Raw genomic sequence first — 12,926 nt, 5'->3', positions numbered from 1 at the left:
TTCATAAATGTATCAAAAAAGTGAACATTTTGTTATTCGAATCTAAGTTGAAAACCACATATTTAAGCATGTAGTTTAATAAGAAAAGAGGAACTTAAAATCTGATGAATCTCCACCAATATCGTTTAATTGTCCAATGTAAAGGTGAAAGAATATGAACGAAAAAGCCAATTTAGTAGGAAGTAAATTTAAAAAGTCCTGTATTTTGACAGGACTTTCAAAAAGGGAACAACAGTTAACAACTGAAGATACCTTTATATTACCATTAATGGTAATGTTATTCCATGTATTATGTGTTGAGAAATAATCTCCTATGAGATGAAAAAAGTAACCAATGAAGTTAAGTGAAGAATTGATGTAAAAAGGACATTTGGACCCGTAAGTAATGGATATGAAACATATATTTATAGTCGAGAAAATGAACAGTTCATAAGCTAGAAAGTTTAGCTTGCATATAGCATATGTTGTAAGGACAGGGTGGGGATGAAGTATGGAACGACCGAACTGGGGCATCTAGGGGTTAGTATTCGTGGGCTACGTTTCTTGGCGCGGGAGTGGGATCTATGTTTGGGAGCGCCCAAGCTGGGTGGCTGATAGGGATGGGCGCTGGGTTTCTTGGTATGGCTTTGACGAGATGTATTGGGAAATAATATAACAGGTTCACTTTCTTCAATAAATAAAGCGATAGGCACATAAGAATGTACTTACATAGGATTTCAAAAAGAGACACCAAAGGGCGTCTCTGCATACTTACATTTCCACTTTAATTATTAAAATACCCTTTTAACATACCTTTAGAAAAACGATTTGGATATAAAGCAATAAGCATCCCGTAGGGGCTTCCTTTCCAATAGCGTTGTAAGGGTGTCCGTAATTTTTGTTTTATGAGCCATCGTTGATTAAATACGTTTAATAGCTGTTTTTCATCCAGTTTTTCTTTCTCTTCAATGGTCCATCTTAATGCTTCTAGTGCTTTACATTTGGACCAAAAGCCAACTGGTGTAACTTTAAATTCCCATTCTTTAAAGCGACCTGGATATAAGTCGTTTATCATTTTAAATGGACTATTTCCCCACATTAATTGACATGGAGACGCTAATCTGTGAGTCTTTAGCCATTTTATACTGTATACATCCAGTATTTGTTCGGGCGATAATTTTTCTTTTTCTTCAATAGTCCATTTCAATGCTTCTAATGCTTTTTCTTTTGTCCAGAAGTTATTGGGCGTCATGAGAAATTCCCATTCTTTAAAACGATTAGGGTACAAATCGTTAATCATTGCAAACGGACTACTATTCCAGTACATAGCCAGAGGGGCACTTAATTTGTTTTTCTCCAACCATTTTTTGCCGTATGCGCGTAGGAGCTTTTCGTTCGATAAACCTTTTTTTTCTTCAATCATCCATCTCAAAATCTTTAATGCCTTTTCTTTCGTCCAAAAATTTAAAGGAGTCATACCAAACTCCCATTCTTTAAACTCACTTGGGTATAAATCATTTATTGCTTTAAAAGGGCTATTTTCGTATCTATGTTTAAGTAATCCTCGTAATTTATACTTTACAAGTAATTGAGTGTTCCATTTTTTTCTGATATCTTCCTTATCCCATTTTAAGATATTGTGTAATAAATATGTGATTACTCTGCGGGCGAGCTTATTATCCATATCTTCTTTCCAAGTATTCGGAGGGAATCGTTTCCGTTTTCCATCCAATATTTCTTGATAAATATCTTCTATGGTAATGACTTTCATTGACAATATGTAAATCCTCCTACATTTGTATTTATATTTATACAGTATTAACATTCGAATTATTATATCTATATTATATAATTTAAATGAAATCAACATTAAAAACAATATATAATTTAGTTTTTTCTAAAAAATCTAATCATTTAACGAATTAATATTTGTTTAAATTTTCTATTTTTTGTTATATACTTAATTAGAATCATTATATCTGTATATTAGGAGTGTTTTTTTATGGAGAAGCTTAACAAAAGCGATATTATTCGCAGCGTTCCGCAAAATGGTTTCTTTGGACATCCCAAAGGACTATTTACTTTATTCTTTACAGAATTTTGGGAGCGATTTTCTTACTACGGAATGAGAGCAATATTACTTTACTATATGTACTATTCCATTTCAAAAGGTGGCTTAGGGATGGATCATGCCACAGCTGCATCCATTATGGCTATCTATGGTTCGTTAGTTTACATGTCAGGCATTATTGGTGGGTGGATTGCTGACCGCCTATTAGGTTCAAGTAGAACAATATTTTGGGGTGGCGTTTTAATAATGATCGGTCATCTCATATTAGCTCTACCAGGAACGGTTAGTACACTATTTATCTCAATGGTATTTTTAGTACTTGGAACAGGGTTATTAAAACCGAATGTATCTAGTATTGTTGGTGATTTATATAGTGAAACAGATACTCGTCGTGATTCAGGTTTCAGTATTTTCTATATGGGTATTAATTTAGGAGCACTATTATCTCCGTTTGTGATTGGAACACTTGGTCAAAAGTATAACTTCCACTTAGGTTTTGGTGTGGCAGCAATTGGTATGCTATTTGGATTAATTATGTATGTTCTTACGAAAAAGAAAAATCTAGGATTAGCAGGAACGCAAGTACCAAATCCTTTAACAGACAAGGAAAGAAAAAAGGTCCTTATACAGTTTAGTATTGGTATTATCGCAATTGCACTAGTTTGTGTGTTAACAATTCCAACAGGTATTTTAACGATTGATCGATTTACTTTACTTGTAAGTATCTTAGGTATTCTAATTCCAACAGGCTACTTTGTCTTTATGTATCGTAGTCCAAAGACGACAGAAGTTGAAAAATCTCGCTTAATTGCTTACATACCACTATTTATCGCTGCTACAATGTTCTGGGCGATTCAAGAGCAGGGAGCAATCATTTTAGCTAGTTATGCTGATCAACGTACGCAGTTAAACTTTGCAGGATTGGAGGTTCAATCTTCATGGTTCCAATCATTAAACCCTATTTATATTGTTTTACTAGCACCAGTATTTGCTTGGCTTTGGGTAAAGCTGAATTCACGCCAACCAAGTACAGCAAATAAATTTGCTATCGGTTTATTATTTGCTGGTTTATCATTCTTAGTGATGATTATTCCTGCATATATCCATGGTACCGAATCCCTTGTTAGCCCAATTTGGTTAGTCATTAGTTTCCTTCTAGTCGTAATCGGGGAACTTTGTTTATCACCTGTAGGTTTATCTATTACTACAAAACTAGCTCCAGCAGCGTTCTCTGCTCAAACAATGAGTCTATGGTTTTTAACGAGTGCATCTGCACAAGCTATCAATGCGCAGCTTGTGCGATTATATAATCCTGAAACAGAGATTATTTATTTCGGTGTAATTGGCGGAGTATCCATTGTTTTAAGTGTTATTTTATATTTCATGGCTCCAAAGATTCAGGTACTTATGAAAGGGATTAAATAATAGAACTGTGCCAAAAACTTGTTACCATGCAGGTTTTTGTGCACAGTTTTTTAGTGCTTTATCGTATGTAAAACTAGCCCCTTTTAAACGAAGAACAACAAAGGCAAATTGATCAGAAGTAAGTCATTTATCGAAATGGATGATTAGGAGAAAGCATTTACGGTAACCCCAAGTCGAGAATATTCCGATGCTAATATAGTTTATACATCTAACCCTATTTAATAGGTTAGTTTTGAAAGATGGAACTCCCGCATTCGAAAATGATGTACATAAGTTTTCCGAATGGGCAGCTTATTTTTTGTTTTAGGGTTACTTCAATATCTAAGCTAAATGCCTATGGAGCAAAACTAAAAAAAGACGCCAAATGGCGCCCCCAACTTGGGTTAATGAGGTTTTAGTTTTCCAATCTAAAGAAATATTGTATCAGCTCACAAACAGAGTATATCATAACATCCAAGAGAAATAATATGCATTATTACATATCAAAATAAATTTTGTATTCTTGCACTGACGGACTAGGAATAGCAAGATATGAAGCAAATAAGCGCTGTAAAAATATCAATTCATAGAAGCGATTAATTTCTGATATAACATGTTTTAATATCACAAAAGCCATCACGAAATGATGATTGCATGATGGCTTTTGTTGTTTTCTTATTTCTTTGTCTCATTGACCCATGTAACGATGTCCTGGATGACATACGCAGGAACATTAGAAGGGACTTCGTATTCACTAGGGTGACTGAATTCCCCGTCGCCCTCCGTGAAGATGTGATTCAATTTCGGATATTCTTTGAACTGAACATTACTGCGGCTTGAAAGCCCTTCTTGCCATCTCGTAAAATCGTCTTTTACAGTTACTTGATAATCACGTGCGCCTTGCAGAATCAGTAATGGCTCTTTTCGTGATTTCGTTTCCTCAACTGGACGCCAACGAGTCACATCATACATGAAATGTGGAGAAGGATAATTATAACCAGCTGGTGGGTGATCTGGATCAAAAGTAGGATCCTTAATATAAGCGAATTGTTTTTTTAGTTCATCAATAAAATCCTTAGGTGCCCCGAGGTACTGATACTGATCAAGGAGCATGTCAGTAAAAGGACGTGCAGGAGGTGCCATTAAAATACTTCCTCTTACAAGTGATGAAGATGCTTTGCTTAGTATACGCGGCATGGTGCCAGCTCCTTGGCTATGTCCGAGAATGAAAATGTTACCTGGGTCAATACCTTCCTGCTGCGCTGCTGATTTCGCTGCATATATGGCATCATCTGTAGTATCTTGGTCTAATGTAGCAGGTTCTGCACTCATTTTAAAACCGTGTTCTAAGGAACGTTTCTCGTAACGTAACACTGCGATACCGCTTGATGAAAGACCGGCTGCAAGGTCTCTAAAGATTTTAGCTCCCATAATTGTACTGTCACGATCTTGCGGACCCGAACCGTGAACAAGAACAACAACAGGCACTTTTTCGCCAGGTTTATGTTTTGGAACCGTTAATGTGGCTGGTAACGGGTATGTAGTATTTCCAATTACGATTTCACGTTCTTGGTAGGAATCAGGTTGGTCATAACTAGGATGCGGGATGGTATAAGATTTCTGTTGCATCGTCCTTACGCCAACTTCATCAACTTTGCCGCCAGGCGTGAATTTAAGGAGTAGTGGAATAGTAGTTCCTTCGATAGCTCCTGGAATTTCAACCGTTTGATGGACTAAGTTTCGTTCTTTAATAACAGGTGTTCCCATGTTTGTAATCCTGCTCCCGCCACTTTGTGTCCACCAGTTTTGTAATATGTTTGCCGTAAACTTGGATTGAAAAGCAGCAGACGTCAACTGAAGTGCTTCTACATATTTACCTTGCTGGAGATAGTCAAAAAATAATGACGTACGCTCCGTTAAAGAGACTTGTTTCTTTTCTGCAGTTTGTGCCCCTTGTGTATCCGCATGAATGGTTGTTGTAAGCGGAAAAGAAGAAATACCTAAAGAAAAGAGTAGGGTAAAAGAAAGTGCTGATTTTTGTAACTTCTTTTTTTTCATCCTGTTTAACCTCCAAAATGTAATGGTATGAAATGGGGATGGTAATTAGTGGAATGATTCCCTATTGGGGTTTCGGTATATGTATGGGTGAATCCTGCATACATATCATAAAAAGTCCGTATGAAAGAGTAGAAGAGTCCAGCAATGGATGTATACAAAAACCTTTGCTACATCATAGAAATCCATCGTTTTTCCAACAATGATTCCAATCTCGTTATGATGTCAGGGAAGAAAACAAGAAGAGAAGGAGGCATACGATGAAGAGATTTTTATGGTTCATTTCTACATTGTGCATGATTTTAGGATTGGTAACAGGGTGTAGTAGCAAAGATGACACTGAAATTCCCGTTACAAGAAATGTAGCGGAGAAAGACCAGCAGAAAGGAAGCGAAACAAAGAGAAACAAAGCAAAATTAGAAAGAAGAGAATAGTTATGAGGCAGCAGTGTCCGTACCTGTAAAAAAAGAAGAGTTTACGGGTAAACTGCAGTATCCAGAATTGGTCGAGCAAGCAATAAACCCAGTACCTGGGGAGAGTAAGAAACAAAATGCTAATAGAATCATCAAAGCTACGATACTGGATCATATCGATGGTGATACGTTTCGAGTGAAGTTAGCAAACGGTAAGGTAGAGGATGTGAGATTTCTATGTATTAAGATACGACTGAAGTACATCATCCAAGACTAGGGCTCCAATAGGTTATTTAACAGAAGTGTAAGAACAGGCGCAACCCATATGCGTTTTGTGACGTATGAAACATAAACGCCGAGTCCGATAACGAAAACTGGCACAAGAAAAAGTTGACGTACGAAAGAATCTATCTTGTTCAAAAAATCCATTTGACATCCTCCTTTTTACTTCATTTTACATATTTTATACGATAGGGCTTGGCAGGTCCCTTTTGGAATCGTTTCTATATGATAGTGGGTATTGTATAAAAGTACTTAAAAATAAAAAAGAACCCTCATCAGGTTCTCTTTTTAATCGTGCTAGGATAACTAGAGTTGGAATAATTACTAATTAAAGTAATGGTAAAGAGGCAGGAGCCAATAAGTAATGCATTTAGAAATGGTTATTCTCCAGCGTATATCTTTTTATATTGAATGCTTGGCTTACCTTTGTATTCGATTAGCCCTACATAGTGAATATAGTCGCCTGTCAAACTGAAGTGGTATAAATGCTTTTCAGAACCACCTAATAGTCCCCCTACACCTGCGCGTGTAATTGCTTCTGATTCAATACTTCTCATTGCTTTACCGCCAGTAGTAGTATTATACACGTCAAACTTTAATTTTGAACCATTGTTTGTGTTAGCAATGACGTATTTTGCATTTGCAGCGATAAGGGTTTGACCGTAGTTTATCCCATACTTTAATTTTTGACCTTGTTTATCATACACATAATCGCCCTTGTTTATATCAAATACTGTTTTTCCAGAGCCATCATATAGTAAGTTTTGTTTTAAATCAATATAGATATTGTTAGTGCCATAATCCTTTAATTTCAGATTTTGTATCTCCTTTTTCGAACTGTCATCTAAATGCAGGAAGACCTTTTCTCCCTCTTGTACTAAAAGAGCGCTACCGTTCGAGGTTTGTACATAATGATATGTATTGGCTGTATTTTGGCTATTACTGATATTATTAAAAGAGGAACTCTCTAGGTTGGTATCAATCTCTACCATTTTAGCTTGTTCATCCATAAGAGAGGTTCTTGCTACTAAACCATTTGAAATGATGTGTGCATCTCCAAAGAGTGTAGAAGATACGCCGTCTTCTCCATTATAAAAATGTTGATCTTTTATAATCCATTTTCCTTCTTTATCGTCTATTTTGCCGATTGATACAAAAGTCTTATCTTTTTGCTCTTCTTGGATGTATTTTTGGAACATGACGTAAATGTAATCACCCTTTCGAGCAACACCAAGTTCTTTCACTTTTCTATCGTCTAATAAATTAGAAAAGCTTTCTCCGCCGAATTGATCTATAGTAATTTCTTTATGGTCTTTGGCATTTTCCTTCTTTTTAGACGAATCAGAATTACTAGTATCTCCTATTTTTGACCCGCTGGCCACTTGGTCTTTAGTTGTACTTTCATTCGCAGATGCAGTTGTTTTACTTCCTTCTTTTGGTTCTGAATTGTTGGAAGAGCAACTTACCAATAAGCTAAACGTACAACCTGCTAATAATATGTTCTTACTTGCTTTAAGTATATTTCTTTTCATAATTTCCTCCTACAGATATGTTGATTGATACGATTATACTATATATAATTATATATTAATATACTATTAAATAGATTTTAATAATAGAAACATACTAATAATGAAAGGGTGTTTAAATAGTGAAAAAAGTAGTGTCATATATTGTTAGTTTAGGAATACTGTTAACAGCATGCTCAAACGAAGACAAATTAAAGGGTAGATCAGAGAGTCGTGCAAACACAAATGAAGAATCTGTCGGTCAAGTAGAAAACGATAAAGTAAAGGATAATGATCATGCTTCACCATATAATGAGGAAATGGCAAGAGTAGCCATACAAAAAATGATGAAGAAATATCCAAAAGAAGCTGGGAGTGGAACGGTGGAATGGATTATGTGCGACTGGAATACAGGTCAACCGTTATATCAAAGTGATAAATGGAATGCTTATAGCTAATTACAACTTATAATTATCACATAGGGAATAGATAATAGATAAAAAGAATTAGCACTCAAATGAGTTCAAAGTAGTATATTGATTTTAGGCAGGAAACATTCAATACGTATAACTGGGAGAGTCGACTTATGGACTTAGAATTAAAGGTAAAGAAAGAAGAAAGAAAAAATAAATAAATACATACTAAAAAAGCTACATAATGAAGAAAATCCGAATGCCTGGAAGCTGGATTGTATAGAGAATTGGCATGAGCTTCGTAGTGAAGGTGAAGTGAAAACAGATTCTAGTTTAAAAGAGTAAATGTATGAGTAGGAGTTGCTGGTACATTACACAGGTAGTCTTCATATAGAATTGAATTTTATGTACCTATTACTTTAGGAAAGCATTCTGTATGCAATTCAAACAAATGCAAATCAAATCATGCATTTACAGATACAAAAAAGGAGCTGTTAGTAAAGCTAACTGCTCCAGCTCAAGGAATCTCCAAGGGGAAAGGAGAAAGACTAAGGACTTTAAATGAGTTTTGGCTAATGCCTATCCGTATTATTGAATGAATAATAAGTTTTATTCATTTATAACGAAAGTAATGTGTAAGTATGTTACAAGAATAGTCCAATACCTATCCATGCAACTCCTAATATAGACAATGATTCGATAATAATTAAACGTTTAGCCTCATCTTGTTTTGGCGTAGTTAGCTTCCTAATTAGGGAGAATAGCCCACTTATTCCGAACAAAGTAAGAGCTAATAGTAGCAAAGTGCTTGTCATCCTGTTCACTCCTAGTATATGGATATTATTGTTGTATACCAAGCTAAAGACTCTAAAAATAGTAATGTTATCGTATCTTCTCTATGAAGTATGTAAAGTGTGACGTGAATCTTCAATGGATAGAGGTCGTGTAAGGTAACTTTCAGTATTAGAAGTATGAATATTGCGTGAAAGGAATGCAGACTGTTGAAAATATAAAAAACGTATAGTACAATAAGGGTGTAAGCTAGATTATAACGAACAAGAAGTCGGGTGGTTCTGATTCTCGTTCTATTGATAGGTCGTAAGCTTTTTGAAAAGTCTTGGTTTGGTCACCAAGGCTTTTTTCGTACGCAGACAGGAATAAAAGCACTGTATGTCGCAATACTATATAGAGTAGTAAGCTGGGTTTCAACGTCTTTGCACTTCAAAATGATGCTGCATTGGTCGTGTGCAATGAAAGTATGGTCAGTACTTCACCTTGGAACCCAATCATAACTACAAACTGGTCTTAGTGTCGCTACTTATAGCGGCACTTTTTTATTTAAGAAGATGTCTTACATATTCAGTTATACCCTTACCTATTTCACTTTTGGTGAAAAAGTAATGTATATTTCTAAGGAAACTGAATGCTGTAACGATTGTGCCAAAAGAAAAAAGACACTTACGTTTCTTTTCTCTCTCTGAACGTTTACGGGTGGTTCTAGTATTCTCCACGTTCTATTGTCACCTCCTCTAAAAAGAGAAGGGCAAATACGGCACGTATTCAGTGTACAGTGTTTGACAAATCTCTACAAGAACTTATTTTCTGGTATGGAACATTCGAATATGTGGGATCAATTTCGAGTAAGATGTTTGAAGAAACGTACAAAGGTTATATGTACTGATTCTCTTTTACTAGATAAATAGTATCAGTGGATTTAAGATTTTTTTCATGTTGTAATTAAGATAAGTTAATGGAATACTATGATGAAATTTAGTGTGATAAAGGGCATAAGTGAATGGAGGGAATTGGATGGTTCATAACATAATACATAATAGATTCAAACTACGAGAAATCGAAGAAAATGATTGGAAGGATATATACACATCACAGTCCATTGTGTGCCGATACCAAGCATGGGGCCCTAATTCGGAAACGGAAACAGAAACAAAAGAATTTGTAAACCTAGTTCTTCAAGATGCAAGTAAGGTCCCGAGAAGTCGATTTTCTTTTGCATTGGTTGAATTGGAGTACGAAAGAGTGGTAGGGGCAGGTGCGATTACGATTCGAGATTTTACTAATAGGGAGGGAGAAATAGGGTATAACATAAATCCAGATTATTGGGGAAAGGGACTTGCAACGGGAGTCGCAAAGTTGCTGGTTACATTTAGATTTGAGGAATTAAATCTTCATCGTATTATTATGATGAATACGAATACTGATATAAGGATTTGCACTTACATGAAGCAGAAAGTACACAGAATGTGGCGGGGGGGATGTGACTTGAAAAACGGCTATATAAAGGGATTTACAATAAATTACTTTTAATCAGTTTACATAACATATCTAATAGGGATTTATAAAAAACAAGTGAATAAATCTCAAAACGAAAAGAATACTTATATCATTGAGACGGAAAGAGAAATTTAGTAGTTACATTTTGAAATTTGCATTTAAATAAGATTTAGCAGAATGCTTAGCTAAACCAGCTATAATAAAAAGAATTAAAGGAAATGCTCTATTTCGACATCACAACAATTAAATTTTGTAAAATACACCATCTATTTAGTCTTAAGCAGTTAAAGTAAGCTGTTTCGCATTAAAATGTTGTATATTGGATATGTTCTATAAGCAATCATTTATAATATTAATATGTATAGCTGAACGTACCAGAAACTAAAAGAAATTTATACTGATGAAAGGTAGGGTATATGATGCCTTTATAAAAGCGTAGAAAAATAATCACCAACAACTTCGCACGAAATACCAATTTTACGAACAGTAAGATGTATAAATAAAAATCTATTACAGTATTTAGGGATTTCGAGCTCAATTGCATGGATCTTTGTATATTGGTATGTGTCTATATAATTCATGCTTTATATAGAAATCATTAAATGCTAAGTTAGTCATTAATATTTTTTATAGTAAATTAAATTATAATTTATAAGATTTCTTCTTGAGTTGATTTAATTAACTCCCCATAAACATGATTAAATTAATCAATTTACGCTTGATAAAAATTTTTACGGATTGATTTCTTATATAAATTTATATATCCGGTTTGTTTTATTTCACATACATTTATATTTAGTTTTTGCACAAATTTTTATAGTCTAATACAAATTTATCACTTGGTTAGCTATAATTCCCAATTAATTAACTACACTATACCATTCAGTTTTGAGTATATTTTAGAATCCCATAATTTAATTATGTAAATAAGTTTGTGTAAAAATTGAATTTAATGCGAACTTGTGTTCGTATTGTTTTTCTGTTATAGTATATATGAGGTGATTTTTATGGATTACAGCAAACAACGTCAAAAATCTGTACATCGTAAGAAATTATACGAGAATTTAAATGAAATGCCCTTTTACATAGAAGAATTTGTGGAGTACAAAGAATTGCATGATGCCTCTCCCTCCACCCTACTGAATTATGTATATGATTTTAGAGTCTTCTTTAATTGGCTATTATCTGAACAAATTATTGAATTTAAGCCCATTAAAGACATATCATTTTCTGATTTGGAGAATTTAAAGAAAAAAGATGTTGAGAACTTTATGAGGTTTTTAAAACTACAACAAAACATGCAGAATTCCTCTGTTAACAGAAAGATTTCGGCCTTAAAGTCTTTATTTAAGTACCTCACCTCCCTATCAGAGAATGAAGATGGAGAATGCTATTTTTATAGAAATGTGATGGCTAAAATTGAAATACATAAAGATAAAGAAACATTAAATGCTCGTGCAAAACGTATGAGATCTAAAATATTCCATAATGATGATGATCAAGAATTTCTGAATTATGTTAAGTATGAACATGAAAAATCTTTAACAAAACATCAGTTATTCTATTTCCTAAGAGATAAGGAGCGTGATGTAGCTATCCTCTCCCTCTTTCTTGGTAGCGGTATTCGTGTAAGTGAATTGGCCGATCTCCGCATGGAAGATATAAACTTAAAGGAAAGACTAATTGATGTAATCCGAAAAGGAAACAAAGAAGATTCTGTTTGGATTACCCCAATTGCATTAAATGATCTTGAAAAATATATGGAGATTAGAGATAAAAAATATGCTCCAGGGAAAGAATTGAAAAATGTGTTTTTATCGAAATATAAACATACTGCACAACCTCTTTCAGTTAGAGCTATCCAAGATATAGTAGAAAAATATACTAAGTCCTATGGAAAAAGAATGTCTCCTCATAAATTAAGACATACATTGGCAAATAAATTATATATGGAAGAAAAAGATTCATTACAAGTAATGCAGCAACTTGGGCATACCAGTCAAGATACAGCTTTGTTATACACTCAACTTGGGGAAACAACTATTAAAGATAGTTTAGGCAGAATAGGTAAAGAAAAATAATAAAAGGTTCAGCAATATAGCTGAGCTTTTTATTATTCATTGTTATTTTTAATTTTATTATGTAAAAAATACATAGTTTATCTATCCCTTTGTTTGGGATATGAGTGATGAAAAATATTAATAAAAGATTTGAAAAACTACCTTTAGTTTGAATGTCCGTATATAAATCCATAAATTTCAATTAGATAACCAACATTATCTGTATACCATGACTTATTCCCTTCTCACTTGAGAAATATTATGGTTTATCTTCATTACCTTGCTTCATATAAAATATTTCTAAATTAAACTTTAATTCGAAAGTGCATGCTTGTTCATTTCAAAAATTGCAAAGCAAAAAGGCACCTAAATTGAAGTGCACCCCAATTGTTAGACACATAATTAACAATTGGAGGTGCATTTTTTATGGCTAAATTTTCTTCAAAAGA

General features: G+C 34.1%; 11 protein-coding genes. 6 read left to right on the top strand and 5 right to left on the bottom strand.

The window, feature by feature from the left end; all coding sequences use genetic code 11:
* Positions 1-154: 154 nt before the first annotated feature.
* Positions 155-307 (top strand): hypothetical protein, encoded by a 153-nt coding sequence (locus ES895_RS29555; protein ID WP_157405095.1) that lies wholly within the window; start codon positions 155-157, stop codon positions 305-307.
* Positions 308-763: 456 nt separating this feature from the next.
* Here ES895_RS29555 and ES895_RS27985 read toward each other — a convergent pair whose 3' ends face one another.
* A complete protein-coding gene (locus ES895_RS27985; protein WP_481747515.1) occupies positions 764-1,804 on the bottom strand; it encodes a DUF4046 domain-containing protein in 1,041 nt (346 codons plus the stop codon).
* A gap of 177 nt (positions 1,805-1,981) precedes the next feature.
* On the opposite strand from ES895_RS27985, the gene ES895_RS27980 reads away from it, so the two are divergent.
* On the top strand, positions 1,982-3,475 hold the full coding sequence (locus tag ES895_RS27980; protein WP_000413411.1) for a peptide MFS transporter: 1,494 nt from the start codon (positions 1,982-1,984) through the stop codon (positions 3,473-3,475).
* Between the two features lie 654 nt (positions 3,476-4,129).
* Here the strand turns inward: ES895_RS27980 and ES895_RS27975 are convergent.
* The gene (locus ES895_RS27975) at positions 4,130-5,512 is read right to left on the bottom strand and encodes an alpha/beta hydrolase family protein (RefSeq protein WP_000727499.1); all 1,383 of its coding nucleotides are present in this window, start codon (positions 5,510-5,512) and stop codon (positions 4,130-4,132) included.
* A gap of 257 nt (positions 5,513-5,769) precedes the next feature.
* On the opposite strand from ES895_RS27975, the gene ES895_RS29550 reads away from it, so the two are divergent.
* Positions 5,770-5,943: a hypothetical protein gene (locus ES895_RS29550; protein ID WP_167754543.1), complete on the top strand. Its 174-nt coding sequence runs from the start codon at positions 5,770-5,772 to the stop codon at positions 5,941-5,943.
* A gap of 252 nt (positions 5,944-6,195) precedes the next feature.
* On the opposite strand, the gene ES895_RS29545 is transcribed toward ES895_RS29550, so the two are convergent.
* Both ES895_RS29545 and ES895_RS27960 read right to left on the bottom strand, forming a co-directional pair.
* The gene (locus ES895_RS29545) at positions 6,196-6,351 is read right to left on the bottom strand and encodes a hypothetical protein (RefSeq protein WP_167754542.1); all 156 of its coding nucleotides are present in this window, start codon (positions 6,349-6,351) and stop codon (positions 6,196-6,198) included.
* 233 nt (positions 6,352-6,584) lie between these two features.
* A complete protein-coding gene (locus ES895_RS27960; RefSeq protein ID WP_098616325.1) occupies positions 6,585-7,736 on the bottom strand; it encodes a hypothetical protein in 1,152 nt (383 codons plus the stop codon).
* A 119-nt stretch (positions 7,737-7,855) separates the two neighbouring features.
* On the opposite strand from ES895_RS27960, the gene ES895_RS27955 reads away from it, so the two are divergent.
* A complete protein-coding gene (locus tag ES895_RS27955; RefSeq protein WP_135238826.1) occupies positions 7,856-8,170 on the top strand; it encodes a hypothetical protein in 315 nt (104 codons plus the stop codon).
* Positions 8,171-8,769: 599 nt separating this feature from the next.
* On the opposite strand, the gene ES895_RS29540 is transcribed toward ES895_RS27955, so the two are convergent.
* Positions 8,770-8,940 carry a hypothetical protein gene (locus ES895_RS29540; RefSeq protein WP_167754541.1) on the bottom strand — a complete coding sequence of 57 codons (171 nt, stop codon included), beginning with the start codon at positions 8,938-8,940 and terminating at the stop codon, positions 8,770-8,772.
* Positions 8,941-9,934: 994 nt separating this feature from the next.
* On the opposite strand from ES895_RS29540, the gene ES895_RS27950 reads away from it, so the two are divergent.
* Positions 9,935-10,450, top strand: a complete 516-nt coding sequence (locus ES895_RS27950; RefSeq protein ID WP_135238825.1) for a GNAT family N-acetyltransferase — start codon at positions 9,935-9,937, stop codon at positions 10,448-10,450.
* Between the two features lie 974 nt (positions 10,451-11,424).
* Entirely contained in the window at positions 11,425-12,498 is a 1,074-nt protein-coding gene (xerS, locus tag ES895_RS27945) for a tyrosine recombinase XerS (RefSeq protein WP_135238824.1), read from the top strand.
* Positions 12,499-12,926: the final 428 nt, after the last annotated feature.

Source organism: Bacillus sp. 007/AIA-02/001 (assembly GCF_004634455.1).
Classification (GTDB): Bacteria; Bacillota; Bacilli; order Bacillales; family Bacillaceae_G; genus Bacillus_A; species Bacillus_A cereus.
The sequence above is the reverse complement of the archived record's forward strand: the minus strand, read 5'-3'. Positions and strand labels throughout refer to the sequence as shown.